We start from the raw sequence: 25092 nt of genomic DNA on the forward strand, positions 1-25092 counted from the left end.
GCCAGGTTACGCGACCGTAGGTTTGTGGCGGCTGTTCAGCGGTGAAGGACACACGGCCAGCACGACGGCCAGCAGGAGCGCGAACAACGCGACCGATTGGTGCTTGATGCCCTCGATGCCGTCACCCAGCGCCGCGGTGCCGAACTGCGTCAGCGAGACGGCGAGCAGGAACGCCAGCACCACGCCCAGCGGGTTCCGTCGCTGGATCCAGGCCCGGACCAGCACGAACAGCCAGATCGGCACCAGCGCGAACAGGCCGAGCGGGGCGAGCAGGCCGGTCAGCCACGACACGACCGGCACCCGGTGCTCCTGCGCGTGCGGCGCGAAGCCGGCCTCCTGGTCGAAGCTGCCGAGGTAGTCCGGGCGCGCGGTGAGCTGGTCGGTCGCGGCCCGGTTCAGGACTTCGAGGGCCCGGCCCGGGTGCGTCGCGAAGTAGCCGAGGACGTTCGGGCGGCTCATCAGCTCGCGGTAGCGCGGGTAGAGCGGGTCGATCCGGGCCGGGTGCGGGTGCCACCAGCCGTTGCCCGCGTACTGCTCGAACGACGGCGGCAGGCCGAGCGCGGCGAGGTCGGCCCGGGTGTCGTGCCTGCCGTCGACGATGTTCAGGAAGATCGAGTTGAACATGTTGATCTCGCGCGAGTCGTCGCCGGGGAACTCGGCGTACGTGCCGTCGGGGGCGAGCGCGGGTTCGACGCTCCGCTGCGCCGCCAGCGTGACGAGCCCGACGGCGCCGATGACCAGCACCGCGGCCGCCCACCGCTTGACCCCGCGCAGCGTGCCCGGCCGGACCAGCAGCACCGCGAGCGCGAGGATCGGCAGGATGATCAGCGTCTGGACCTTGGCGTTGACCACCAGGACGCCGCCGGCGAACGTGACCGCCATGCCCGCGTAGCTCCACCGGCCTTCGCGCGCGGTCAGCAGCAGGCCGCCCACGGCGAGCAGCAGACCGAGGAACGCCGCGCCTTCGCCGAGGATCGCGGCGAAGTACCCGAAGAACGCCGAGTCCGCGACGACCAGCAGCAACCCCGCCGCGACCGCGAGCCGGACGCGCCGCGCGTACGGCAGGCCGAGCACGATCGCCGTGACGGCGGTCGCCGCGATGACGCTGCTCAGCAGGCCCAGCACGACCAGGCTGAGCGTCCCGGGGTGGCCGGCCAGCCCGCCGAGCCGGACGGCCAGGTCCGCGAGCCAGCTCTGCGTCAGCAGGTACGTCGGCCGGCACGGCGGCGTCCCCGGCGCGGGCGTGTAGGCGAGGTGGACGAACGCCTCCGGCAGGCCCTTCCAGGTGATCCCCGCGCCGCACAGCACGCGGCCGCCGTCGCCGTTGTTGGACATCGCGATCGGGCGCGGCACCAGGAACCGCACCACGAACAGGGCGAGCGACGCGCCGAACACCCCGATCCCGAGCCGCGTCTCGGCGGGCAGCCGCCGTGCCGGGGCCTCGAGCTTCACGAAGGACAGGGTACGTAGCGGAAGTCCGGGCCCTTGTCGAGGTCGGCGACCACGGACTTCGCCTGCTCCGCGCGCGGGTACACCGCGACCCAGTACGGCGTGCCGACGCGGCGGAAGGTCGCGACCTCGTACTGGCCCGCGTACACCGGGTCGATGGCGCAGTGCTGGCGGTCGGCGTAGCCGCCGTCACCCGGCACGGCGACGGTCGGGCGGCGGCCGTTGACGACGTAGTCGTAGTCGGTCGAGACCCCGCCCTCGTGGCGGCCTTCGCGGGCGATGTGGTCGTCGGTGCGGCCGAGGACGTCGATGATGAGCAGCTGACTACCGTGCGCCGCGAGCGCGCCGGGCGCGCTGCCGCTGACCACGGACCCCGGCGGCAGGTACTCGCCGAGCCAGCCGCCGATCTCGGCGAGCTGGGTGCCGTTCGCGCGCCAGTCGCGCACGCGGTCGAGCATCTCGGGGCTGAACACCGACACGAGCACCGCGATCCCGGCCAGCCCGCAGGCGGCCACCGGGACCAGCCGCGTCCCGACGGCCGGTTTGGCCTCCACGGTGAGCACGCCGTACGTCGCGACGGCGGCGACGGCCAGCAGCGGCGGTACCGGGGCGAGCAGCCGCCACGCCGGGCCGGGGTCGCCGCCGATCAGCACCGCGGCCGCCGCCAGCGCGAGCGCCGTCGCGAACAGCAGCCAGATCAACGCGCGTGCCTCCCCCGCGCCGCCGCGGCGCAGCACGAGCGCGACCGCGGCGACCAGCCCGAGCAGCAGGAAACCCTGGTGCGCGAGCGCGAACCCGGACAGGTACGGCCAGCCGGTGCCGACCGTCGAGCCGACCCCGGCGCCGAGCTTCGCGGCCAGCGGCGCGGGCAGGTAGTGCTGGTAGAACGTCATCCGCCAGGCCAGCCGCGGGATCAGGAACACCAGCGCGCCCAGCAGGTAGCCGACCGGCGCCCACCAGCTGTGCTGCTTCTTCGCGGCGGCGACGGCCAGCCACAGACCGCCCAGCGCGGCCACGACGAGCCCTTCCGGGCTGGTCATGACCGCGAACGCCACCAGCACCCCGGCGACGACCGGGCGGCGCGCGGCGAGCGAGTAGCCGACGGCGAGGACGAGCAGCACGAACAGCGGGACCTCGGAGCCGGACGGCCCGTAGACGGCCAGGCCTCCGGCGCTCGCCGTGAGCACCGCGGCGGCGACGCCGATCGCGGCACGCGGCTCGGTGCCCTCCGGGGTGGCCGCCGCGACGATCCGGTTGACCAGGAAGTAGGCCAGTAGCACGCAGCCGAGCGTGGCGGCGACCCCGAACACGACGGCGGTCGTGTCGACCTCGGCGCCGAACGCGGCCCGCGGCAGGGCGATCAGCACCAGCCAGAAGAAGTTCGTGTAGCCCTCGACGCGTTCGCCGGGGTTGAAGACCGGCCCGTTGCCGTCGGCGATGTTCTGCGCGTACCGGAAGGACACCAGCGCGTCCTCGGTGACGGTCGCGAACAGCAGCTGGTGGAGCAGCGAAAGGCCGAGGGTGAGCGCGAGGACCGTGCCGCGCCAGCCGCGTTCGGCGTCGAGGCGGGTCCAGGACAGGACGACGATCGCGGCGAGGACGAGCCACGCCACCACGACCGCGTAGACCACCCGTCCCCCTCACGTCGTCCCCCGCGCCCCGCCCGGCCGGGCGGCACCGCCAGGTTATCGGCCACCGGCGGCGGTGCGTTTCCTTCGGTTTACCCCGGGCGATCGAAAAGACCGAAGATCGCCTACTCCGCGTTAGTCAATCAAGGAGATTCACTCGTCAATATAACCCGATCGGGTGGCACACTCGACGGTCGAAGTGACGTCGCCGAATTGCCGGATCGGACTCCTCACCCCGCGCCGCACGAGCGATCTTCGTCGGCTTAGTCTCCACCGTGCTTTCCGTCTGTACCGCCATTGTCGTCATCGCCGTCCCGGGACTGCTGATCGGTCTCGCGGCCGGCTTGCGCGGCTGGGCACTGGCCGGACTGGCGCCCTTGGCGAGCTACGCGGTCGGCGGCCTGACCGGACCGTGGACCGCGGCGCTGGGAGTGCCCTTCACCGCGCTGACCTACGCCGTTTCCACCGTCGTTTTCGCCGCGGTCGCGTTCGGTGCCCGGAAACTGGCGGTGCGCCGCCGTCCGCCGGAGCCGGAGCCCGGGTTGTGGGCGCGCCGCGGGCACCTCGCGGTGGTGGCGTGCCTGCTCGCCGCGGCCGCGGTCGGCATGGCCGCGGCCCTGCTCGGGATGGGCCGGCTCGGCGCGCTGCCGCAGGGCTTCGACGCGGTCTACCACGGCAACGCGGTCCGCTACATCGCCGACACCGGCGACGGCGGCCTGTTCGGCACCGGCCACGTGAACTGGTACGGCGACGCGGCGCCGGTGTTCTACCCGAACGGGTACCACCTGCTGGCCTCGGTGACGTACCGGCTGAGCGGGGCGTCGATCCCGGAGACGCTGGACGCGAACACCGTGCTGCTGCCCGGCTTGCTCGCGTTGTCGCTGGTGACGCTGGTGCGGGAGTTCCGCGGCCGCGCGGTGCTGGCCGGCGCGGTGGCGCTGACGGCGGTGGCGCCGGTGATGGGCGTCTACGAGTCGATGGACCGCGGCCCGCTGCTGCCGTTCGCGCTGGGCGTGGCGCTGACGCCGCTGGGCGCGGTGGCGCTGCACCGGTACCTGGAGCGGGCCGCGCCGGACACCGGGTTCGTGCTGGTGCTGGCGGCGGTGGGTCTGCTGTGCGTGCACTCGTCGACGTTGTTCGGCGGGATCCTGTTCGCCGGGCCGGTGCTGGTGCAGCGCTGGCTCACGGCGTGGCGCCGGATCGGCCGCGACCTGCTCGCGCTGCTGCCGATCGCGCTGGTGTCCCTGGTGGTGGCGTGGCTGCAGCTGTCGGGCGCGCTGGGCCTGGCCAACGGCGCGGTGCCGTACTACGGCTGGCCGAGCGAGTACCGCGCGACGACGGCGCTGGGCGCGCTGCTGGGGTTCCAGCACTTCGAGCCGCACCCGCAGATCTGGCTGTCCGTGGCGTTGTTCCTGGGCATCGTGTTCTTCGCCAGGGCGGGCGCGCTGCGCTGGATCGGCCTGACGGCGGCGGTGACGGGCCTGGCGTACATCGCGGTGGCCTCGTCGAACGCCCCGCTCGTGATGGCGCTGTCCCGCCCGTGGTGGGACGACCCGTACCGCTTCTTCTCGATGGCGGCGATCCCGTTGTCCGTCCTGGCCGCGCACGGCCTGGCGTCGACGCAGGCGTGGCTGCGCGACCGCCTGCCCGCCCGGATCCCGGCGGTCGCGACCGCGGTGGTGGTGCTGCTGGGGTTCGCGCTGCTGTCGAACGGCCTGTACGTCCGCTCCAACGCCGCCCGCGTGTACACCGGTTACCAGGCGGCGGACCCGGCGAAGCTGCGCACGACCCCCGGGGAGATCGCCGCGATGGCGGAACTCGGCCGGCTCGCGCGCCGGGGAGAGTGGGCGATGAACGACCGTTTCGACGGAACGGCGTGGACCTATGCTTTGTCGGGTATTCGCACGGTCGCCGGGCATTTCGACGAAACTTTGCCGCCTTCGGACGCGCGGTTGCTGGCGGATCGGTTCAGGGATTACGAGACCGACCCCGAGGTGCGCGCCGCGGTCCGGCGGTTGAACGTCCATTGGGTGATTCTGGGCAAACCGTCCACGGAGCCGGGAAAGCCTTATCAGGCGGGGTTGATCGGATTGGCGGGCGCGCCGTTCTTGTCGGAGGTTTACCGCAACTCGGACGCGGTGATCTACCGGCTGGTGGCTTGAGTTGTCCACAGGTGCGTAGCCCTGTGGACAACCTGTGGGCAACTCTGCGGGCGGGCCGGTGGAGTCGGATCGGCGCGGCGGGGTCCCGGCGGTGGGCAGCTCCGGTCAGGCGGCGGTGGTCACCGGGCGGGTGGAGCGGGCCGCCACCGCGGCGATGCCCGCGGTCAGGAGGTCGGCGACCGTGAACATCACGCGGGAGGCGACCGCGAAGGCCGTGGCCTGGCCGACCGTCAGGCCGCTCGCCGTCAGGACCGCGACCTGGGCGACCTCGCGGACGCCGACGCCGCTGGGGAGGATGAACGCGAACGTGCCGACCGTCATCGCCACCGCCATCGCGCCCACGCAGAGCACGAAGCCGCTGAAGCCCGGGGTGCCGACCGAGTTGGCCAGCAGCCAGAGGTGGATGCCCTGCAGGCACCACGCCGCCGTCGAGGCGCCGAAGACCTTGCCGACCACCTTCCAGCCCAGCGGGTGGGCCAGCGGCGGGCGGCGTAGGACGCGCAGCACCAGCGACGTGCCCCAGGTCAGGACCTTCGGGTGCAGCATCGCCAGTCCGACCGGGATGAGCACGAACAGCCACAGCGCGCGCGGGCTGTTGCTGAACACCGCCGGCGCCGCCAGGAGCGACACCACCAGGGCCGAGACCACGCCCACGCCCAGCTGGATCAGGGAACCGGTGAAGATGCGGGCTCTGGCCAGGCCCGCCTTGCGGCCGAGCTCCATCTGCAGGAGGTACGCCCACACCGAGCCCGGGACGTACTTGCCGAGCGAGCCGACCAGGCAGATCTGGGCGCCGCGGGCGTAGCCGATCGGCTTGCCGAGGTCGTCGACCATCACCTGCCAGCCCCAGGTCGACACCATGATCGCCGCGACCAGGGCGAGCAGGCTCAGCAGTGACGACTGCCAGGCGACGTCGCGCAGGGTGTGCCAGAACTCGCCCCAGTTCGAGGCGAGCTGCTTGGCCGCGAAGCCGATGACCAGCAGGATCGCGACCCATCTGACGACGTCGAGGACCTTCGCCTTGGTGGACTTCGGCGGCTTGCCGGGGGCCGGCAAGTCCTCAACTGTCGTCATCGACGGGTCTCCTCAGGCCTGCACCGTGACCAGGCGGCTGAACTCGGAGAGCAGATCGTAACCGTCCCAGACCGCCGAGAACGTCAGGGCGCTGCCGAACGGCACGATCCGGTCGACTCCGCGACCGGCCAGCTCGTGTGCGAACGCCGTCAGCTCTTCGGTGGTAAAGCCGAATTGGCTGACCGTCTGGTCCTTGCGGAGCACGATCGGCACCAGATCGGACAAAGTGGACACCCGGGCGTTGGCGAAGGTGCCCGCGCCGAGCCACTCGCGGGGCAGCACCGCCGGGTCGGCCAGCTCGAGGGTCGCCAGGCCGTTGCCCTGGAAGGCGATCTCCTTGACCAGGCCGTCGACCGCCGCGCCGTACGCCGACACGCGCTTCTGGACGGCCATCGCGGGCTCCGTGACGTGCTGTTTCACCGCCAGCACCTCGGCCAGCAGGGTGCGGAACTCCTGGCCGGCTTCGCGCGCGCCGGACTCGTCGCCGACCCAGAACACCGCGCGCGGCGAGGAGCAGGCGGCCTGGTCGAACCAGTACGAGTCGTTGTAGAAGCCCTCGGCTGCCGCGCGACGCTCTTCCGGCGACGCTCGCTGCCAGCCCGCCACCGAAGCGACGGCGAAGGACGAGCGGTCCGGGAACGTCAGGTCACGGGCGTGCGGCGCGAGCGGGTACTTCCGCAGCGCCGCGACCGAACTGTCGCCGCCCCAGATGACGCGCAGGTCGGCGGCCAGGGACAGGGCGCCGCTCACCTCGTCGCTGCGGTCGTAGGTGACCATGCGCTGGGTCGCCGTGACGGCCTCCGCGACCGAAGCGTCCACTTCGGACAACGCGGCGTTCAGCGCTTCCAGCACCGCCTCGGCGGCGCCCGCCGACCGCGACGAGACGCGGACGACGTTGTGGTTGCCCGCCAGTGCCGAGAGTGCCCATGAGTAGACGAAGATCGTGTCGACGTTCGCCGGCGGCACGTGGAACACCAGCCCGCGCGGGAACCGCAGCGCATTGCCCGAAGTGTCCAGAGTGGACAACGCCTTGGCGATCTCGCCCTTGCGCAGGAAGAAGCCGAGCGACGCCAGCTCGGGGAACCGGCGCGCGGTGGCCGGGGCGAGCAGCTTGCGGGCGAACTTCGTGACGAACTCGACGATCCGCGGGTCGCCGACCTTCAACCGCCCACCCGGTGGCTCGGTGCGCAGCTGCGAGACCAGGTCGCCGACCGAAACGGCGTCCGACAGGGGGAAACGCTGGGTCAAGGACGTCATGCCGCCGCTCCCGAGAAGGTGTCCGAGCAGCCGCGGGCCTCGGCCTTGGGCAGCCGGCCCAGCACGGAGAAGTGCTTGCCCGGCCAGTCGCCGTCGTCGATGCCGTTGTAGACGCCGAGGTCTTCGGTGAGCAGCACGTGGCCCGGGTACGACTTCGGCAGCGTCGAGACGACCTCGATCACGCCCGGCTCGCCGACCGGCTGCTCCTCCCACGTCTCCGGGTTCCGGATCACGACGTCGGCGAAGTCCGGGCAGTACAGCGAGTTGCCGGACGGGCCTTCGAGGAACACGGTGCCGATCTGCTCGATCATCCCGTAGTAGTTGTGGATCCGGGTGAGCCCGGTGTCCTCTTTGAACCGCCGGCGGAACTCGGTGTTGTCCACCGCGCGGTCGATCAGCTTCTTCCAGCCGCCGCTGTGGATCAGGATGCCGTTCGACAGGTCGAGGCCGTTGTCCCGCGCGACCTCGTAGAGGTACAGCCACACCATGAACGTGAAGCCGAAGATCAGGAAGGGCTTGTCGCCGTACTCGGCCAGGAACTTCTTGACGGCTTCGACGTCCGGCTCGTCGTTCTCGTCGAGCACGTACGTGTGCTTGCGCCCGAAGTTCGCCATGCCCAGCACGCCCGCGCCGCGCGCGGAGAACGAGCGGCGGTTCTTGATGATGCCGATGGTGTCGACCATCAGCATCGGCAGCCGCTCGCCGCCGAGGACCTCCTGCAGGGTGGCGCCGAGCTGCTTGGTCTGCGCGCCCGCCGCCTCCTTGTCCAGGTAGATCCGCGACGCGCCGGCGCCGGTCGTGCCCGACGACGTCAGCGTCTTGAAGACCTCGCTGTCCGGCACCGACTTGAGGTCGTGCGTCTTGAACATCCGCACCGGCAGCCACGGCAGGTCGGCGATCGAGCCGAAAGTCGCGTCCGGCGCGATTCCCAGCGACGCCAGGATGCGTTCGTAGCCTTCGGAATTCGCCCGGTGGTGGGCCGTCAGCGAGGCGAGTTCGGGCAGCAGCAAGGCTTCCCGGTCGCCCTGCGACCGCGTGAACACACTCATACCCGCCCCTCCAAGGTCCGGTAGTCGATCTTGCCGCTGGCCAGCAGCGGCACGGTTTCGATCGGGCGCACGTCGAAGCCGCTGGCGTGCAGGTGCAGCCGCTCGGACAGCGCCCGCGACGCGTCCTTGCAGATGTCCTTGTCGACACCCTCGGCGAACAGCACGACCTTGTCGCCGGCGGCGACGGCCGCCACCACGTCGATCCCGACCGCCGCGGTGCGCACGGCTTGCTCGAGGTCGTCGAGGCTGACGCGGTTGCCGAACACCTTGCCGATGCGCTTGAGCCGCCCGGTGATGAACAGGTACCCGTCTTCGTCGAGGTACCCGAGGTCACCGGTGGCGAGCACGCCGCCGTATTCGTCGCCCTTGGCCAGGCCGGACTCGTCGTCCGCGTAACCCAGCATCACATTGGGCCCACGGTAGACGACCTCACCGACAATTTTCGGGTGCGTGGTCTCCGAACCGTCGTCGCGACGGACCGCGAACTTCCCGCCCGGCAGCGCCGGCCCGGCGGAACCGAGCTTTTCGGCCAGTCTTTCGGCGGGCACCGTCGTCATCCGCGGCGAGGCCTCGGTCTGGCCGTACATGACGTACATCCGGCCGCCGACCGCGAGCATCTTCTCGTTGAACTCGGCGACCAGCTCGTCGCGCAGCTTCCCGCCGGCCTGCGTCAGCGTGCGCAGCGTCGGGTACTTCGCGGGGTCGAACTTGAGCCGCCGCAGCATTTCGTAGTGGTACGGGACGCCCGAGAGGGACGTGACGCCGTAGGTGTTGACCGCGTCCCAGAAGCCGCGGCCGAGCACGCCGGACGGCTCGATGACGATGGTCGCGTCCCGCACCAGGTGCGAGTTCAGCACCGACAGGCCGTAGCTGTAGTGCAGCGGCAGGCAGGTGGGCGCGACCTCGTCGGCGTCGATGCGCAGCACCTGCGCGATGGCGTCGGCGTTGGCCAGGATCGCCTGCCGCGAAAGCCGCACGAGCTTGGGGTTGCCGGTCGACCCGCTGGTCGGCAGCAGGACGGCGAGGTCGGGGTGCGGCCGCACGCCCTCGGCGGAGTCCCGGACCCAGTCCGCGCCCCGCACGGTGTAGCCGGCCGGCGCGTCGCCCGAAGCCGACAGCACCGCCGCCGGCCGGAAGCGCGAGACCAGCCCGGCCAGCACGTCGGCGTCCAGCGCCGGGTCGATCAGCGCGATCGCCCGGCCGGATTCGACCGCGCCGAGGTAGGTCAGCACGCTCGGCAGGTCGACCGACATCCGGGCGAACACGACGCCGACCGGCAGCTCGGCCAGCTCTTCCATGCGCTTGCCGACCTCGGCCGACAGTTCCGCGCCCGCCAGCGTGCGGCCCCCGGCCACATCGACCAGCCGGGCTCCCGCACCCAACAGCGTCACAACACCAAGCCTCCGTCGACGCCCAGCACCTGCCCGGTGATGAACGACGCTTCATCACTCACCAGGAACCGGATCGCGTTCGCCACTTCTTCCGCGCGGCCGAGGCGCCCGAGCGGCGTCTTGCCGGCGTTCTCCGCCTTCGCGTCCTCGCTCAGGCCCGCGGTCAGATCGGTCTCGATCACGCCCGGCGCGACCGCGTTGACGCGGATGCCGGACCGGCCGAGCTCCTTCGCCGCCGACCGCGCGATGTTCGCCACCGCCGCCTTCGAGGCCGCGTACACGGTCTGACCGGCGCTGCCGTGCTCGCCGACGATCGAGGCGAGCACGACGATCGAGCCGGTCTTCTTCCGCAGCATCGCCCGGGCCGCGGCCTGGACGGTGTGCAGCGTGCCGGCGACGTTCGTGCTCAGCGTCGTGTCGACCAGCTCTTCCTTGATCATGCCGAGGAGCGCGTCCTCCATGATCCCGGCGTTCGCGACGACGATGTCGAGCTTGCCGTGCTCCTTGGCGACACCCCGGACGACCGTCGAGACCGCTTTCGCGTCGGTGACGTCCAAGGCGAGACCGGAAGCGCCCACGGAGGCTGCCGCTTCCTTGGCGCGGGCCTCGTCGCGCCCGGTGAGCACCACCGTCGCGCCCGCCTCCACCAGAGCGCGGGCGGTGGCCAGGCCGATCCCCCGCGTCCCGCCGGTGACGAGCGCGACGCGACCGGAAAGATCAGTCATTCTTCGACTGGAGCTCGGTGACCATGTCCACGGCGACCTTGAAGCTCGACATGTCGATGACCTGGTCGGTGTCGAACTCGACGTCGAACTCGTCCTCGATGGCCGCGACCAGCGCCATGTGGCCGACCGAGTCCCACGCCTCGAGGTCGCGGTACTTCAGGTTCTCGACGTCCACGTCGCCGTCGAGGTCCAGCGCCTCGACGAAGACCTCGCGCAGCTTGGGGGCGACATCCGCCATGTTCGTGACTCCTAGTGCTCGTCGCGCGGGCGAGCGTCCCACGCCTTTACCAAGGTAGAGAGGTCGCCGGGCAGCGTGACGTCCGGGAGACCTTCCTTGCCCTTCAGCCACGGCCCGAGGGCTTCGATCGTCTCCTCGTCGAGACCGCGGCGGGACAGGCCGACGACGTTGACGCCGGTGACGCGGGCCGGGTTGCCGACCGCGATGGTGAACGCGCCGATCTCGCGGCGCACCGCGGAGCCCATGCCGATCATCGCGCCGGGGCCGATCACGACCTTCTGGTGCAGGATCGCGCCCATGCCGAGGTTGGCGCCGTCCCAGATGTGGCAGTGGCCACCCGTGACGGCGTTCGAGGCGATCGTCACGGCGTCGCCGACCAGGCAGTCGTGCGCGACGTGGGAGTTGCGGAGGTAGTAGCCGTCGCTGCCGATCGTCGTTGTCCGCCAGGTCCCTTGGTGGACACTCACGTACTCGCGGAGGCGGTTGCGGCTGCCGATGACCACGCCGTGGCCGTCGTGATCCGGATCACCGACGGGAGCCTCGTCCCACGCCGCGGGGTGCGGGCGGCCGCGGTCCTCGCCGGGCGTGCCGATCGTCACGTGCGGGCCGATCCAGTTGCCGTCGCCGATGCGCGTGGGCCCGACGATCACCGCGAACGGCCCGATGACGTTGTCCTCGCCGAGTTCGACGCCTTCGCCGATGACGGCGGTCGGGTGGATGCGGTTGGCCACGGGTGGTCGTCCGTTCGTCGGCGGCTGGGTACTGGGCGTGCTACCGCGCCCGGTAACGTGTGGCCCGCGTTGTTGCAGGGCGGCCGGGCGCAGAACCGGCGGCTCACTGTACCGGACGCGCCGAAATCGCCTGCCGAGAGAGACTGCCCATGATCCCCATCACTGTGGTCGACGTCCGCGACGCGGAGGACCTCGTCGTCGAGGTGCTGCGCTCCGGCGCCATCGCACAGGGACCGATGGTCAAGCGCTTCGAAGACGCCTTCGCGGCCGTCTCCGGGACGAAGCACGCGATCGCGGTCAACAACGGGACCACCGCGCTGGTCGCCGCCCTCCAGGTCCTCGACCTGAAGCCGGGTGACGAGGTCATCACCTCGCCGTTCACCTTCGTCGCGACCCTCAACGCGATCCTCGAGGCCGGCGCGACCGCCCGGTTCGCCGACATCCGGCGCGACGACTTCGCGATCGACCCCGACGCCGTCGCGGCCGCGGTCACCGACCGCACGAAGGTGCTCATGCCGGTGCACCTCTACGGCCAGACCGCGGACATGGGCAAGCTCGCGCCGCTGGCCGCCGAGCACGGCCTCCAGGTGATCGAGGACTCGGCGCAGGCCGTCGGCGCGTCGTTCGAGGGCAAGCAGGCCGGCTCGTTCGGCATCGGCTGCTTCTCGCTGTACGCGACGAAGAACATCACCACCGCCGAGGGCGGCGTCATCACGACCGACGACGACGCGCTGGCCGACAAGCTGCGCGTGCTGCGCAACCAGGGCATGCGCGCCCGCTACCAGTACGAGGTCGCCGGGCACAACTACCGGATGACCGACCTGCACGCGGCCGTCGGCATCCCGCAGCTGGCGAAGCTCGACCAGCTGACCGCCGCCCGCCAGGCCAACGCGAAGCGGCTGTCGGAGGGTCTCGCGGGCACGCCGGGCCTCGACGTCCCCAAGGTGCTGCCGGGCCGCGAACACGTGTGGCACCAGTACACCGTGCTGGTCGGCCCGCACGCGTTCCTCTCGCGCGACGAGCTGGCCGCGGCGCTCACCGAACGCGGCATCGGCAACGGCATCTACTACCCCAAGATCGTCTTCGACTACGACTGCTACGCGGGTCACGACCTGATCCCGGGCGCGCGCGTCGAGGACTTCCCGGTGGCCCGCGCCGTTTCGGAGCAGGCGCTGTCGCTGCCGGTGCACCCGCACCTGACCGAGTCCGACCTGGACACCATCATCGAAACCGTTCGCGAGGTACTGGGCGCATGACGCATCGGATCGCTCTTGTCGGTACCGGGAACATGGGTTCCCTCCACGCCCGCGTGCTCGCCGGGAACGAGCGCGTCGACCTGGTCCGCGTGATCGATCCGCGCGAGGAAGCGGGCAAGGCCGTCGCCGACCGCTACGAAACCCGGTGGACCCCGGAGATCGGCTCGCTGTCCGATGTGGACGCCGTCGTGCTGGCGTCGGCCACCGAGGCGCACTACGACCTGGCGCAGGAGATCCTCGGCCAGGGCAAGCCGATGCTGGTGGAAAAGCCGGTCTGCAACAGCTTCGAGAAGTCCCAGGAGATCGTCGGCCTGTCGGCGAAGAAGGACGTACCGCTGATGTGCGGGCTCCTGGAGCGGTACAACCCGGCGGTCATGACCGCGCGGGCGCTGGTGAACGAGCCGGTGCACCTGATGGCCCGCCGCCACGGCCCGTACGCGCCGCGCATCAAGACCGGCGTCGCGTGGGACCTGCTGGTGCACGACGTCGACCTGGCGATCCAGTTCTTCGGCGGCGCGACCCCGGCCCGCGTGACGTCCGGCGCGGGGTACTTCCACCCGTCGTCGGTCGAGGGCGCGGAGGACACCATCGAGACGGTGCTGTCGTTCCCGACCGGCCTGGCCACGGTGTCGGCGTCGCGGCTGGGCCAGAAGAAGGTCCGCTCGCTCGTGGTGTCGGAGCTGGACCGGCTGATCGAGATCGACCTGCTGCGCCGCGACGTGACGATCTACCGCCACGTCTCGCACGACTCCGTCACCCCGGACGGCCTCGGCTACCGCCAGCAGACGGTGATCGAGATCCCGGAGCTGGTCACCGCCCGCGAGCCGCTGGCCACCCAGCTGGACCGCTTCTGCGACCTGCTGGAGGGCAAGGTCGACGCCGACACCGAGCGCGACCTGATCCTGCCCTCGCACCACGTCGTCGAGCAGGTCCTCACGCAGGCCGCGGCCTAGCTCACCGGCGCCGGGAACGCGGCCGGGCTCCGGCTGCCGCCGGGGCCCACCGCGCGGACGCCGAAGAAGACGTTGTCCTTGGACAGGTCGATCTTCGCCGTCCGCGCCGGGCCGACGTCGAGGGCGTGCGTCCAGTCCGGGGCCGTCGTCTCGCGCCAGAGGACCTCGTAGCCCGTGGCGCCCGGCGTGGCGTCCCAGAGCAACTCCGAGTCGTTCGTCAGCGCGGCCGTGCGGATCTTCACGCCCTTCGGCGTTCCCGGCGCCGTCGCCAGCGACCACAGCGCGGCGCCGTTCACCCGCGCCACCCGCGCGATGAACGGGAAGTCGCAGAACTCCGGCAGGTCGCCGTACTGGACGCCGTTTTCGACGCGGACGTCCTGGTGCTGGTGCGCGAAGTCCTCGTTCGGCTCGGTGAACCGCGCCGCCGGGTAGCCCTGCTCCAGGAAGCCGATGTGGTCGCCGCCGCGCAGGTAGCGGTCGCGGCGGTAGATCACGCGGACCGCCATGCCGGTCGCGTCGTTCTCCGCCACCGACTTCACGAACCGGGCCAGCTGCCGCGGCGGCGAGTCGTTCTCGCCGCCGATGCTGCGGCGCAGGTTCGCCTCGGCCGGCGTCTCCGCGGTCGGCACGCCTTCGGCGAACAGGCGGATCGTGAACGGGTCGCGCGTGCCGTCGTCGGCGCGGCTGGACCCGACGATGTCGTCGGTGAACATCGCCTGGACGTCGGTGCCGGCCGCCTTGAACTGCTTCGCCATGTACCGCGAGCCGTACAGGCCCTGCTCTTCGCCCGCGACGGCGGCGAAGACGATCGTGGCCGCCGGCTGCCGCGTCGAGAGCACCCGCGCCAGCTCGAGTGCCACCGCGACGCCGGAAGCGTCGTCGTCCGCGCCCGGCGCGTCGCCGGTGAAGTCCATGACGTCGGTGCGGCGCGAGTCGTAGTGCCCCGACACGACGTACACGCGTCCCGGGTCGGTGGACCCGTGCAGCGTCGCGACGACGTTGGTGATCGTGGTCGGCACCGGGATCCGGTCGGCGGGCGGCTGGACGTACGACTGCAGCTCGACGGTCAGCCGCCCGCCGGACGCGGCCGCGATCTGCTGGTACTGCGCGTAGAGCCAGTCGCGCGCGGCGCCGATGCCGCGGACCGGGTCGTCCTGCGCCGAAAGCGTGTGCCGCGTGCCGAACGCGGCCAGCCGCCGGACGGTCGCTTCGATCCGCCGTTCGTCGACCTGGCGGAGCAGGGCCCGCAGCTGGGGGCCGGGACGCTGCGGGCGGACCGGGACACCGGGCCCGCGGTCCCCGGTTTCGGTGGCACGGGCCGGGGCCGCGGACGCCGCCAGCCCGAGTGCGGCCGTCGCGGTGAGGAACACTCGTCGAGAGGTCACGGTGGGTTTCTTACGCCCGCGGCGCCCCAGCGGGTACCGCCTACTTGGTGAGCCGTTTGCCGGCGGCGTCGTAGGCGATCAGCGGCGTCAGGACGGCGGAGTTCGGGACGGCGACGGGGTCGAACCAGAAGACGACCACGTTCGGGTCCTCGGTCCACCGCGCCAGGCTCGCGTCGACGGTCTTGCCGTGCACCGTCGTCGTGATCCGCGCCGCCTGGCCGGCGAAGTAGCCGAAGACGGGGATGACCTCGTCGCCGGAGAGCTCGCCGCCGTCGGTGGCGTGGAAGCCGAACGACCGGTCGGAGCCGCGGAACTCGTTCGTCATCAGCACGGACTCGAGCGTCTCCCCCGAGCGGAACCCGGCCACCAGCCCGAAGTGGACGTCCGGCAGCTCGGGCGCGTCGACCGCGCGCGCGAAGAAGACGATCTCGCCGCGGGTGGTCTTGATCCCGGTCCCGATGACGTCCCCCATCGGCTGCTCCGCGGCCGTCGACGGCGCCGACGTCGTCGACACGGGGGCGGGCGGCTGCGCGACCGGCGCGGGCGCGGGCTGCCGCACCTGGACGGCGAACCCGACGACGAGCACGACGACCGCCGCGGCGGCGACCCCGGCGACGCTCGTGAGGACCCGCCGACGACGTCGCATGCGCGTCCCGCCGGCCATGATCGCGGCCAGGTCCGGCTCGGCGAAGGGCTCCTCGGGCGGCTGCCGGAGCGCGGCGCGGAAGTCGTCGAGGTCGTTCACCGCCCACCCCCTCCGATCAGCGTGTCTTCGGTGCCCGCTTCGACCCGCAGCTTGGCCAGCGCCCGCGAATTGGTGCTCTTCACGGTACCCAGCGAAACCCCGAGCTCACGGGCCACGTCGGCTTCCGGCAGGTCGAAGAAGTGCCGCAGCACGACGACGGCCCGTTCCCGGTCGGTGAGCGTCTTGAGCACGGCGGTGAGCCAGGCTCGCTGGGTGACGGCCTTGTCGACGTCGAGGCGATCCGGCCGCTCGGGCATCGCCTCGGTGGCGTACTCGCGGATCGGGCGCCGCCAGCCGTCGATGACGTGGTTGACCAGGACGGTGCGCGCGTAGCCGTAGGCGTCCTTGTGCCGCACCCGCGACCAGGCGGCGTAAGTGCGGGTGAACGCGGTCTGGGCGGCGTCCTCGGCCTGGTGGCGGTCGCCGGTGAGCAGGTAGGCGGCGTGGGTGAGCCGGGCCGAAGACGCGCGGACGAACTCCGCGAACTCCTCGTCGCCGCGCGCCATGCGTCACCCCCTGTTCCTCACCCAGCGACGGGCGGGCCGCGGAAAGGTTGCTCGCCGATCATCCGAGCCTGCGCGCGAGCTAGATTGAGCCATGCGTTCATTGAGGGGGATCCTCGCCGCCGCATGCCTGCTGACCTGCGTCACGGCGTGCTCGAGCGGTTCCACGACGGCGGCACCACCACCTCCGCCGCCGCCGTCCACTTCGGCTTCGTCGAGCAAGCCGAAGCCCACGCCGACGCCGACGCCGACCTTCACGCCGGCGGTCTCGCCGGCCAAGCTGACCGGCGCCTGCCCGCTCCTGGGCAACGTCGAGTTCGCGCAGATCCTCGGCGTCGCCTGGAACACGCGGGAGCCGAGCGAGATGCCGCCCGAGCAGATCGGCCCGGGCAAGGCGTTCCGGTGCTCGTACCCGACCGGCGAGCTGTACGTCCTCGCGGTCTCGGGCGGCAAGTCACCGGCCGCGATGGTCAAGCAGCTCGAGTCGGAGTGCGCGGAGCCCGCGAAGCCGGTGGCGGGCGCCGGTGAGGTGGCGAGCTATTGCTACGGGACGGGCTACAGCTCGCTGGTCGTGGTGGCCAAGCACGCGCACGGTCAGCTGCGGGTCGCCGAGGTCGAAATGGGGCGCAGCCGGGCCGACGTCTGCGAATCCCTGGCGAAACTGCTCGGCGAACGCCTTTAAACGTTGTGTAACCGATATCTCGCGCTCGGTCACAGACGACTAGATTGTCGGACGTGCGCTTCCGTGCGCGAGCTTCGCCGCCGAGCGGACGCTGACCTGCTTCGGGGTCCGCGCGGGCGGTTTCACGACGGCGGCGCCGGCGGTCGGCGCCGGCGCTGCCGTCATCCAGCTACGGCCGCTGAGCACGCCTGGTCGTGAGGGCGTCCAGGTCGATGGTCAGCGGGGTACCGGCGAAGTCGAGCTCGGCGACGCCGGAGAACTCGCCGAAGTTTTCGTAGTCCCCGTCGATCAACCGGTAGGTGATGAGGCTGACCGGGGAGTCGAGGTCGACGATCCAGTAGTGCTCGATCCCGGCCTCGGCGTATTCGGAGAACTTGGTGACCTGGTCGGTGCGCCGGGTGCCTTCGGACAGCACCTCGACCGCATGCAGTGCGAAGTAGTCATCCGGCAACCACTCACCGATGAGGTAGGCAAGCCGAGTGGCAGCACGCTGGTGGGACCCGTTCGGGCGGGGCGCCACGACGAGAACCCCCTGGACCACTTCGACGTGGTGCTCGGAGATCTCTGGCAGGCTTGCCCAGTCTTCGAGGGACAAGACGTCGCGAGGCCACTCCACGACACGTCAGCCTGCCGGGTTGCTACTCCGCTGAGTAGTCGCCCGATGGCGCTCCCCAGCCCGAAGTGTTCTGCCCGTGTGACTCCGCGATCTCGCGGCGCCGCGCGTTTTCCGCCCGTACCCGGTCCACTTCGGACTGGATGTACTCCTCGTCGTACCGCTGGAACACCCGCGCCGGGTTGCCCGCCACCAGCGTCCGCGGCGGGACGTCCTTCGCCACCACCGAATTCGGCTGCACCGTGGCGAAGTCGCCGATCGTCACGCCTGCCATGATGACGACCAGGCCGCCGATGAAGCAGCCCTTGCCGATCTTCACCGGTTTGCGCTCGATCAGGTCGCTGCCCGAGTGGTTCTGCAGCGTCATGTTCGCCAGCCAGCTCGAGTGCGTGAAGATCAGCGTGTTCAGGCCGATGCTGGTGTGCTCGCCGATCTCCAGGCCGCCGCTCGCGTCGAGCGCCGCGCCCTCGCCGACCCAGCAGTGGTCGCCCATCTTCAGGTTTTCCGGGCTGATGATCTTCACGCGCTCGCGCACGCGGCACGTCGGCGGCAGCCCGTAAAACGCAGCTCGCTCGGCGTCGTTCATGTACTGCGAGACGAGCTCGGTCAGGATCTGCGGGCGCAGCCGGTGGCTGCGCTCGTCATCGAAGAACATCGGCTTCCGACACCAGTTTCTCAAAGGTACGAAGGTGTTCTTCCGCCACGACGTCGAGGCCGAAGTTCGACCGCACCAGCTCGGACTCGCGCTGCGCGATCAGGGCCCGGCGATCCGGGTCGTCGAGCAGCTCGATCACCGTGCGCGCCACGGCTTCCGCGTCGTCCGGGCGGACCAGCAGCACGTTCTCGCCGTTGCGCAGCTCGATGCCCGGGTAGTTGTCCTCGGTGACCGACGCGATCGTCGCCGTGCCCGAAAGCATCGCTTCCAGGGACGCCGTGCCGCAGCCGCCGTTGAGGTCGTGGGTCACGATGTCCGCCGCCGCGAAGTACGCCGGGACGTCCTCCTTCGGGACCGCGCCGGTGACGACCAGCGCGTCCGAGACGCCCAGTTCGGCCGCCCGCTTGAGGAACGCGTCGTGGTACACGCGGCCGACGACGACCACCCGGACGCCGGGGTGCTTGTCCAAAATGGACGGCAGGGCCTCGATCAGCGGCAGCCGGTTGCGCAGCGGGATCACGTGGCCCAGCGAGACGATCAGCGGGGCGTCGCCGATTTCGTGCTCCGCGCGGACGTCCTTCGTCACCGGCTTCGCGAAGTGCCCGGTGTCGACCGCGATCGGGAAGTACTCCGAGTTCGCGTCGCTGGTGCCGTAGCGCTCGACGCAGTAGTCGACGCCCAGCTTGTCGAGGATGACGTACCGCGGCTTGATGTAGGCCAGCACCGGCCGCACGAGCACCGCGTCCAGCAGCCGGAACACCCCGCCGTACAGCTTGTTGTCGCTGATGAGGAGCGTGTGGATGGTCAGCAGCGTCGGGACGCCGTGCCGCCGCGCCCAGATCCCGGCCAGCCACGACAGGTCGAAGAACTGGCCGTGCAGGTGGATCGCGTCCGGCTTGAACTCGTCCAGCAGCTTCCACAGCCGCCGCCAGTTGCCCGGCCGCAGCGACGCGAAGCTCATGTCGAAGTCGATCGACAGGCCGATCTGCGGCATCTTCACGGCCGGGAGGCGCACGACGCGGTAGCCGTCGCGCTCCTCCTCGGCCGGTGCCTCGCCGTAGGCCGCCGTGATCGCCAGCACCTCGTGCCCGGCCTCGACGAACTGCGCCGCCAGCGACGCCGACATGTGCGCGCTGCCGCCGACGCGGGGCGGGAAGAAGTTGTTCACCACCGCGATGCGCATGGCGCGTCCCCTGGCCGGCCCCGCGCTGGCACTCACTCGGTTTCCTTGACCAGATCCCGCATGCCGTCTTCGACGGTGATCCGCGGCTCCCAGCCCAGCACCTCGCGGGCGCGGGTGATGTCGGCGGCGCGCCGCGAAACCAGCACGTCGCGCTCGTTGAACAGCGGCTCGACGTCGACGCCGACGGCCTCGATGAGGATCTTGGCCAGCGCCGCGATCGACGTGTCGATGCCGGTGCCGATGTTGATCGGCAGGTTGGCCCGCTCCGACTCCAGCGCGGCGACGACGGCGCGCGCGAGGTCGGCGACGTGCACGAAGTCCATCGACTGGTCGCCGCGGCCGTCGATGATCGGCGGCTGGCCGGCGCGCAGGCGCTGGATGAAGTGGTTGATCACCGAGGTGTAGTAGGCCTCGATCTTCTGGCCGGGGCCGTACACGTTGAAGAACCGCAGCGCGTTCCAGGACAGGCCCTTGGTGCGCTCGTAGAAGCCGAGCATGTCCTCGCCCGCGCGCTTCGAGATGCAGTACGGCGTGAGCGGCTTGAGCTCGTCGTCCTCGTGCATCGGCAGCCGCTTCGGGTCGCCGTAGACCGACGCGGTCGAGGCGAACACCAGCCGCTCGACACCTTCGTCCGCGGCGGCGGCGAAGACGTTGTGGTTGCCGATCATGTTGATGTCGATCGACTCGTGCGGGTCGGCGATCGACTTGTTGATCGACACCGTCGCGAAGTGGATGACGTGCGTGCAGCCGCGCATGGCCTCGCGCACCGCGCCGCCGTAGCGGACGTCCTTCTCGACCAGCTCGACCTGGCCGGTGGCGACGAACTCGTTGACGCGCGCGCGGTCGCCGCGGGTCATGTTGTCGAAGATCCGGACCGTGTAGCCACCCTCGATCAGCAGCGGGATGACGTGCGCGGCGATGAACCCACCGCCCCCGGTGAAGAGCACCTTCTTGTCGGACACCAATTTCTCCTCGGTAGGGGCTTCAGGACAGGGACTGCACGGCTTCGCGCACGACCTCGCCGACGCGGGTGACCTCGGCGTCGGTGAGGTTGGCGTGCATCGGGATCGCGAGCTGACGCGCGAACGCGTCCGCCGAGACGGGCAGCGGCGCCTGGGGACCGTAGATCGGCTGGAGGTGGGAGGCGTAGGTGCCGAAGTTGCACTGGACGCCCTGCTCGCGGATCCGCAGGGCCAGCGCGTCGCGGCTGAGCTCCGGCGCGACCGTGAGGAGGTAGGCCTGCCACGGGTGCTCCCGGTCGGGCAGTTCCACCGGGACGGTCAGCGCGTCGACGTCTTCGAAGGCTTCGTGGTAGCGCTTCGCGACCGAGCGGCGGGCGGCGAGGAGGTCCGGCAGGCGGTCGAGCTGGACGTTCATGATCGCGGCCTGGACGTCCGACATGCGGAAGTTCCAGCCCAGCTCGTGGAACTCCGGGATCGGCAGCGTGGCCGAGCCCTCGCGGCTGATCGCCGGCTCGATGCCGTAGGTGTGCAGCTTGCGGGCGTGCGCGATGAGGTCTTCGCGGTCCGAGACGAGCGCGCCGCCCTCCCCCGCGGTGATGCCCTTGCGGCCGTGGAAGGAGAACGCGGCGAGGTCGGCGAGGCTGCCCGCGGGCCGCGTCTTGTACGTCGCGCCGGCGGCGCACGCGGCGTCCTCGAAGAGCCAGAGGCCGTGCTCGTCGGCGATCGCGCGGTACTCGTCGAAGTCACCGGGCTGGCCGGCGACGTCGACGGCGAGGATGCCGACGGTCTTGCTCGTGATCAGCGACTCGACGTGGGCCGGGTCCGCGCTGAAGACGTCCGGGCGGATGTCGGCGAAGACCGGCTTCGCGCCCGCCTGGACGACGGCGTGGCCGGTCGCCGGGAACGTGTAGTCGCCGACGATCACCTCGTCGCCCGGCTGGACGCCGAGGACCTTGAGCCCCAGGAAGAGCGCCGAACCGCAGTTCGCGGTCGTCAAGGCGTGCGCGGTGCCGGCGACCTGCGCGAACCGCTCTTCGAAGCGGCGGCACGCGGGGCCGGCGCCGGCCAGCCAGCCGGATCGGAAGACCTCGGCGACGGCGGCGAGCTCCTCTTCGCCGACGGTCGGCTGACCTAGGGCAATGCTGTCGGACGGCATACCTCTCCCATTGCGTGGGGACCCGGCGAAGTGTATATACGCACGCTCAGCTGATTCACAGGCCCACGCCGTACTCCACTTTCGAGTGACACCCGTCGCGGCCCGATCGACGTCCTACGCTGGGCGCATGCGATTCGGGGTGCTGGGGGCCGTCGCCGCGTGGGCGCCGGACGGCACGCAGGTGGCGGTGGGCGGACCGCGCTCGCGGACGCTGCTGGCGTTGCTGGCGCTGGAGGCCGGCCGGTTCGTCCCGGCCGACCGGCTGATCGACGGCATGTACGGCGAGTACCCGCCGGACGGCGCCGCGAACGCGCTCCAGTCCCAGGTGTCGCGGCTGCGGACGGCGGTGAAGGAACTGGCCCCGGTCGAGTTCACCGCGGCCGGGTACCGGCTGGCCGTCGGACCGGACGAAGTGGACGTTCACGCCTTCGAACGCCTGGCGCGCGAAGGGCGTGCGCTGCTGAAGAACGGCGAAGCCGCGCGGGCCGCGGAGCTGCTGGGCGGCGCGCTGGCGCTGTGGCGCGGGCCGGCGTTCAGCGATCTGGCGGACGCGCCGTTCGCCGCCGCCCAGGTCGCGCGGCTCGACGAGCTGCGGGCCGACGCCGTGGACGACCACGTCGAGGCCCGGCTGGCGCTGGGGCAGGCCGAAGACGTCCTGACCGGACTGCGGGAGACCGTCGCCGCGCGGCCGCTGCGGGAACGGCCGCGGGCCCAGCTCGTGCGGGCGCTGGCCGCCGCGGGACGACCCGCGGACGCGCTGGCCGCGTTCGAGGACGCCCGCCGCACGCTGGCCGACGAGCTGGGCGCCGACCCCGGCGCGGAACTCGCCGAAGCCCACCTCGCGGTGCTGCGCGGGGAGACCGAGCAGCCGGTGATCCCGGCGCTGCCCGCCCAGCTGACCAGCTTCGTCGGCCGGGACGCCGAGCTGCGGCAGGTCGCGGAGCTGCTGGGGCGCAACCGGCTCGTGACGCTGACCGGGCCGGGCGGCACCGGCAAGACCCGGCTGGCCATCGAAGTCACCGCCGCCGAAGCCGGACCGGTCGCGTTCGCCGAGCTCGCCCCGCACGAAGGCGGCGGTGTCGTCCCCGCGGTGCTGACCGCGCTCGGCCTGCGGGAGGGCTCCCGCGGCGGCCCGCAGGACCCGGTCGAGCGGCTGATCGGCGCGCTGCGCGACCGGACGACGTTGCTCGTGCTCGACAACTGCGAGCACGTCGTCGACGTCGCGGCCCGGCTGACCGCGCGGCTGCTCGCCGCGTGCCCGGGGCTGCGGGTGCTGGCGACCAGCCGGGAACCGCTCGGCATCACCGGCGAGCAGCTGGCCCCCGTGCCGCGGCTGGCCGTCCCGCCGCCCGGGACGCCCGCCGGGCAGGCGCGCGGGTTCGCGGCGATCCGGCTCTTCGCCGACCGCGCCGCCGCGAGCGATCCCGCGTTCGCGCTCGACGAGACCACGATCGGCGACGTCCAGCACATCTGCGCGGCCCTCGACGGGCTGCCGCTGGCGCTGGAGCTGGCCGCGGCCCGGGTCCGGGCGCTACCCGCGGGCGAGATCGCGGCCCGGCTCGACGACCGGTTCCGGCTGCTGGCCCGCGGCAGCCGGACGGCCGAGGCGCGGCACCGCTCGCTGCGCGGCGTCGTCGAGTGGAGCTGGGACCTGCTCGACGACGAGGAGCGCGAACTTGCGCGGCGGCTCACCGTGTTCGCCGGCGGCGCGACCGCCGCGGCCGCCGCCGAGGTGTGCGGCGCCGACGTCGACCTGCTGCCGGAGCTGGCGGGCAAGTCCCTCGTCGAGGCGGTCGGGGGCCGGTTCCGGATGCTGGAGACGATCCGCGCGTTCGGCGCGGAGAAGCTCGCCGAGGCGGGCGAGACCGAGCGGATCCACCGCGCGCACGCGGAGTACTTCCTGCGGTTCGCCGAGGAAGCCGACCCGATGCTGCGGACCGCGGCGCAGCTCGAGTGGCTCGACCGGTTCGACGCCGAGTACGACAACGTCCTGGCCGCCCTGCGCTGGGCCACCGCGCACGACGTCGGGCTGGCGCTGCGGCTGGTGCCGCTGCTGGCGATGTACTGGTGGATGCGCGGACGGCGGTTCGAGGGCGCCGGGCTGTCGCTGGAGGTCGTCTCGCGCTGCTCGCCGGAGCTGCAGGAGCAGTACCCCGAAGAGTTCCTGGTGTGCGTGCTCGGCGCGTTGTCCGGGAACCCCCACGAGACGCTGGAGCAGTACCTGCCGCTGGTGCGCGAGTACTCGGTGAACGGCGACTGGACGCCCCGGAACCCGATGCTGGTGATGCTGATGGGCGTCGTCGTCGGGCCGCCCGGCGACGACGAGCAGATGCTCGGGCGCGGCAAGGGGCTGCTCACCCGCGGTGACCCGTGGGGCTGGGCGTTGCTGCCGACGGGCGTCGGCCTGCGGGCGATGATGCTGGGCGAGCTGGCCGAGGCCGAGGAAGGGCTGCGCGAGGGCGCGGCGCAGTTCCGCGCGCTGGGCGAGCGGTGGGGCCTGTCGATGGCGCTGGACCACCTGTCGCAGCTGCTGACCTGGCGGGGCGAGCACGAAGCGGCGCTGCCGCTGATGGACGAAGCGCTGAGCCTGATGCACGAGATCGGCGCGACGGACGACGTGGCCGACCTGATCTGCCGCCGCGCGTGGACCCGGCTGCTCTCGGGCGACCGCGCGGGCGCGCAGGCCGACTACGACCTCGCCGCGGCGACGGCCCGGCGCGCGGGCATGCCGGAGTCCCGCGCGGCGGCGTACGTCGGACTGGCGAACCTGGCCCGGTACGAAGGCGACCTGGCCGCGGCCCGGTCGCTGAACGAGCGCGCGCTGGCGGAGTGCCCCGGCGGGTCCTTCGCGGCGGAATCGGTCCGCGCGGGCGCGCTGATCTCGCTGGGCTGGCTGGCGGTGGCGGAAGGCCGCCCGGCCGAGGCGGCCCAGTTGCACCGGGAGGCGCTGCTGATGGGACACCGGTGGCACGCGGGCGACGTGGTGGCGTTCGCGCTGGAGGGCCTGGCCGGCGCCGCCCAGCCGGAACCGGCGGCCCTCCTGCTCGGCGCGGCCGCGGGGGTCCGCGGGACGGCGATCCCGGGTGATCCGGACGCCGCCGCGGTGCGGGCGCGGGTGCTGGATTCGCTGGGTGGGGAGGGTTTCGAGCGGGCGTACGCGACGGGGGCGGGGATGAGCGCGCAGAAGGCGCTGACGGCGGCCGGACTGGTGGGCTGAGTCGGGTCGGCGGCGCCGCTGGGGCACGTCAAGGCCGCGGCGACGATCCGGCGCGGGATTCGCGTAGCCTGGTCGATC

General features: G+C 71.7%; 22 protein-coding genes. 5 read left to right on the top strand and 17 right to left on the bottom strand.

What is annotated here, in order from left to right:
• Window positions 1-6: 6 nt before the first annotated feature.
• Together wsfD and EIY87_RS02290 are read right to left on the bottom strand one after the other, a co-directional pair.
• Entirely contained in the window at window positions 7-1452 is a 1446-nt protein-coding gene (gene wsfD, locus EIY87_RS02285; protein ID WP_125305961.1) for a glycan biosynthesis hexose transferase WsfD, read from the bottom strand.
• Window positions 1449-3080, bottom strand: coding sequence for a hypothetical protein (locus EIY87_RS02290; RefSeq protein ID WP_125305962.1), 1632 nt, complete (start codon window positions 3078-3080; stop codon window positions 1449-1451). The genes wsfD and EIY87_RS02290 overlap by 4 nt, the downstream gene beginning before the upstream one ends.
• A gap of 272 nt (window positions 3081-3352) precedes the next feature.
• Here EIY87_RS02290 and EIY87_RS02295 point away from each other — a divergent pair, with 272 nt between their 5' ends.
• On the top strand, window positions 3353-5239 hold the full coding sequence (locus tag EIY87_RS02295; RefSeq protein WP_158641276.1) for a DUF6541 family protein: 1887 nt from the start codon (window positions 3353-3355) through the stop codon (window positions 5237-5239).
• Window positions 5240-5344: 105 nt separating this feature from the next.
• Here EIY87_RS02295 and EIY87_RS02300 read toward each other — a convergent pair whose 3' ends face one another.
• Genes EIY87_RS02300 through EIY87_RS02330 form a run of 7 tightly spaced genes read right to left on the bottom strand, consistent with a single transcriptional unit; the run spans window position 5345 to window position 11704 of the window.
• Window positions 5345-6313, bottom strand: a complete 969-nt coding sequence (locus EIY87_RS02300; protein ID WP_125305963.1) for a lysylphosphatidylglycerol synthase transmembrane domain-containing protein — start codon at window positions 6311-6313, stop codon at window positions 5345-5347.
• Window positions 6314-6325: 12 nt separating this feature from the next.
• Window positions 6326-7570 carry an acyl-CoA reductase gene (locus EIY87_RS02305; RefSeq protein ID WP_125305964.1) on the bottom strand — a complete coding sequence of 415 codons (1245 nt, stop codon included), beginning with the start codon at window positions 7568-7570 and terminating at the stop codon, window positions 6326-6328.
• Window positions 7567-8619 (bottom strand): LuxE/PaaK family acyltransferase, encoded by a 1053-nt coding sequence (locus EIY87_RS02310; protein WP_125305965.1) that lies wholly within the window; start codon window positions 8617-8619, stop codon window positions 7567-7569. The genes EIY87_RS02305 and EIY87_RS02310 overlap by 4 nt, the downstream gene beginning before the upstream one ends.
• Window positions 8616-10010 carry an AMP-binding protein gene (locus tag EIY87_RS02315; protein WP_125305966.1) on the bottom strand — a complete coding sequence of 465 codons (1395 nt, stop codon included), beginning with the start codon at window positions 10008-10010 and terminating at the stop codon, window positions 8616-8618. The genes EIY87_RS02310 and EIY87_RS02315 overlap by 4 nt, the downstream gene beginning before the upstream one ends.
• Window positions 10007-10735: an SDR family NAD(P)-dependent oxidoreductase gene (locus EIY87_RS02320; RefSeq protein ID WP_125305967.1), complete on the bottom strand. Its 729-nt coding sequence runs from the start codon at window positions 10733-10735 to the stop codon at window positions 10007-10009. Before EIY87_RS02320 ends, EIY87_RS02315 begins: the two co-directional genes overlap by 4 nt.
• The gene (locus EIY87_RS02325; RefSeq protein WP_125305968.1) at window positions 10728-10973 is read right to left on the bottom strand and encodes an acyl carrier protein; all 246 of its coding nucleotides are present in this window, start codon (window positions 10971-10973) and stop codon (window positions 10728-10730) included. Before EIY87_RS02325 ends, EIY87_RS02320 begins: the two co-directional genes overlap by 8 nt.
• Before the next feature lie 11 nt (window positions 10974-10984).
• Window positions 10985-11704: an acyl-ACP--UDP-N-acetylglucosamine O-acyltransferase family protein gene (locus EIY87_RS02330; protein WP_125305969.1), complete on the bottom strand. Its 720-nt coding sequence runs from the start codon at window positions 11702-11704 to the stop codon at window positions 10985-10987.
• Between the two features lie 149 nt (window positions 11705-11853).
• On the opposite strand from EIY87_RS02330, the gene EIY87_RS02335 reads away from it, so the two are divergent.
• Window positions 11854-12960, top strand: coding sequence for a DegT/DnrJ/EryC1/StrS family aminotransferase (locus EIY87_RS02335; RefSeq protein ID WP_125305970.1), 1107 nt, complete (start codon window positions 11854-11856; stop codon window positions 12958-12960).
• Window positions 12957-13913 carry a Gfo/Idh/MocA family protein gene (locus EIY87_RS02340; protein ID WP_125305971.1) on the top strand — a complete coding sequence of 319 codons (957 nt, stop codon included), beginning with the start codon at window positions 12957-12959 and terminating at the stop codon, window positions 13911-13913. Before EIY87_RS02335 ends, EIY87_RS02340 begins: the two co-directional genes overlap by 4 nt.
• On the opposite strand, the gene EIY87_RS02345 is transcribed toward EIY87_RS02340, so the two are convergent.
• Genes EIY87_RS02345 through EIY87_RS02355 form a run of 3 tightly spaced genes read right to left on the bottom strand, consistent with a single transcriptional unit; the run spans window position 13910 to window position 16549 of the window.
• A complete protein-coding gene (locus EIY87_RS02345; protein ID WP_125305972.1) occupies window positions 13910-15298 on the bottom strand; it encodes a M20/M25/M40 family metallo-hydrolase in 1389 nt (462 codons plus the stop codon). The two genes, EIY87_RS02340 and EIY87_RS02345, sit on opposite strands and share 4 nt — an antisense overlap.
• 40 nt (window positions 15299-15338) lie before the next feature.
• On the bottom strand, window positions 15339-16043 hold the full coding sequence (locus tag EIY87_RS02350; protein WP_125305973.1) for a hypothetical protein: 705 nt from the start codon (window positions 16041-16043) through the stop codon (window positions 15339-15341).
• Complete coding sequence (locus EIY87_RS02355; protein WP_125305974.1) at window positions 16040-16549, bottom strand: SigE family RNA polymerase sigma factor; 510 nt, start codon at window positions 16547-16549, stop codon at window positions 16040-16042. Before EIY87_RS02355 ends, EIY87_RS02350 begins: the two co-directional genes overlap by 4 nt.
• A 91-nt stretch (window positions 16550-16640) precedes the next feature.
• Here EIY87_RS02355 and EIY87_RS02360 point away from each other — a divergent pair, with 91 nt between their 5' ends.
• On the top strand, window positions 16641-17228 hold the full coding sequence (locus tag EIY87_RS02360; RefSeq protein ID WP_125305975.1) for a hypothetical protein: 588 nt from the start codon (window positions 16641-16643) through the stop codon (window positions 17226-17228).
• 169 nt (window positions 17229-17397) lie between these two features.
• On the opposite strand, the gene EIY87_RS49105 is transcribed toward EIY87_RS02360, so the two are convergent.
• From EIY87_RS49105 to EIY87_RS02385, 5 genes are all read right to left on the bottom strand, one after another.
• Window positions 17398-17679: a Uma2 family endonuclease gene (locus EIY87_RS49105; RefSeq protein WP_318531875.1), complete on the bottom strand. Its 282-nt coding sequence runs from the start codon at window positions 17677-17679 to the stop codon at window positions 17398-17400.
• A gap of 187 nt (window positions 17680-17866) precedes the next feature.
• The gene (locus EIY87_RS02370; RefSeq protein ID WP_125305977.1) at window positions 17867-18496 is read right to left on the bottom strand and encodes an acyltransferase; all 630 of its coding nucleotides are present in this window, start codon (window positions 18494-18496) and stop codon (window positions 17867-17869) included.
• Window positions 18483-19679, bottom strand: coding sequence for a glycosyltransferase family 4 protein (locus tag EIY87_RS02375; RefSeq protein ID WP_125306016.1), 1197 nt, complete (start codon window positions 19677-19679; stop codon window positions 18483-18485). Before EIY87_RS02375 ends, EIY87_RS02370 begins: the two co-directional genes overlap by 14 nt.
• Before the next feature lie 32 nt (window positions 19680-19711).
• On the bottom strand, window positions 19712-20641 hold the full coding sequence (locus tag EIY87_RS02380) for an NAD-dependent epimerase/dehydratase family protein (RefSeq protein ID WP_125305978.1): 930 nt from the start codon (window positions 20639-20641) through the stop codon (window positions 19712-19714).
• A 22-nt stretch (window positions 20642-20663) separates the two neighbouring features.
• Window positions 20664-21797 (bottom strand): DegT/DnrJ/EryC1/StrS family aminotransferase, encoded by a 1134-nt coding sequence (locus tag EIY87_RS02385; protein WP_125305979.1) that lies wholly within the window; start codon window positions 21795-21797, stop codon window positions 20664-20666.
• Window positions 21798-21924: 127 nt separating this feature from the next.
• Between EIY87_RS02385 and EIY87_RS02390 the strand changes: the two genes are divergently transcribed.
• A complete protein-coding gene (locus tag EIY87_RS02390; protein ID WP_125305980.1) occupies window positions 21925-25014 on the top strand; it encodes an ATP-binding protein in 3090 nt (1029 codons plus the stop codon).
• Window positions 25015-25092: the final 78 nt, after the last annotated feature.

Origin of the sequence: Amycolatopsis eburnea (genome assembly GCF_003937945.1) — a bacterium.
Lineage (GTDB): Bacteria > Actinomycetota > Actinomycetes > Mycobacteriales > Pseudonocardiaceae > Amycolatopsis > Amycolatopsis eburnea.